Origin of the sequence: Nonomuraea lactucae (assembly GCF_003313395.1) — a bacterium.
In the GTDB taxonomy this organism is placed as follows: Bacteria; Actinomycetota; Actinomycetes; order Streptosporangiales; family Streptosporangiaceae; genus Nonomuraea; species Nonomuraea lactucae.
Genome location: NZ_QNFZ01000421.1, coordinates 1 through 1,022, shown reverse-complemented (window position 1 = coordinate 1,022; position 1,022 = coordinate 1). Strand labels below are relative to the sequence as shown.

Genomic DNA, 1,022 nt, shown 5'->3' with positions numbered 1-1,022 from the left:
CCGGCGTGGATGGAGCGGCCGATGCCGACGCCGCCGCCGTGGTGGATCGATACCCAGGTCGCGCCGGAGGCGGTGTTGAGCATGGCGTTGAGCAGCGGCCAGTCGGCGATGGCGTCGGAGCCGTCCAGCATCGCCTCGCTCTCGCGGTAGGGGGAGGCGACCGAGCCGCAGTCGAGGTGGTCGCGGCCGATGACGATCGGGGCGCGCAGTTGGCCGGAGGCGACCATGTCGTTGAAGCGGGCGCCTGCCTGGTCGCGTTCGCCGTAGCCGAGCCAGCAGATGCGGGCGGGCAGCCCTTGGAAGGCGACCCGCTCGCGGGCCATCGTGATCCAGCGGGCCAGTGGCTGGTTGTCGGGGAACAGCTCGAGGATGGCCTGGTCGGTGGCGGCGATGTCGCGCGCATCGCCGCTGAGCGCGGCCCACCGGAACGGGCCCTTGCCCTCGCAGAACAGCGGCCTGATGTAGGCGGGCACGAAGCCGGGGAAGTCGAAGGCGCGGCTGTATCCGGCCAGCTGGGCCTCGCCGCGGATGGAGTTGCCGTAGTCGAAGACCTCGGCCCCGGCGTCTTGGAAGCCCACCATGGCCTCGACGTGGCGGGCCATCGACTGGCGGGCGCGCTGGGTGAAGGCGGCCGGGTCCTTGGCGGCCTGGGCGCGCATGTCCTCGAAGGCCATCCCGAGCGGCAGGTAGGACAGCGGGTCGTGGGCGGAGGTCTGGTCGGTGACGATGTCGATCTCGGCGCCGCCGGCCAGCAGGGCGGGCAGTGCCTCGGCGGCGTTGGCCAGCACGCCGATCGACAGCGGGCGGCGTTCGTCGCGGGCCTGGTAGGCCAGCCGCAGCGCCTCTTGCAGGGAGGGTGCCTGCACGTCGAGGTAGCGGTGTTCGATGCGCCGGGTGAGCGAGCGGGGGTCGCAGTCGATGCAGATGGCCACGCCGCCGTTCATGGTGACGGCCAGTGGCTGGGCGCCGCCCATCCCGCCCAGGCCCGCGGTCAGCGTGATCGTCCCGGCCAGTGAGCCGCC

Annotated in this window: 1 protein-coding gene; it reads right to left on the bottom strand. The window is 72.7% G+C overall.

The window, feature by feature from the left end; translation table 11 throughout:
- The coding region (gene hutU, locus DQW85_RS22335) for a urocanate hydratase (protein ID WP_113702148.1) at positions 1–1,022 on the bottom strand (1,022 nt) is incomplete at both ends.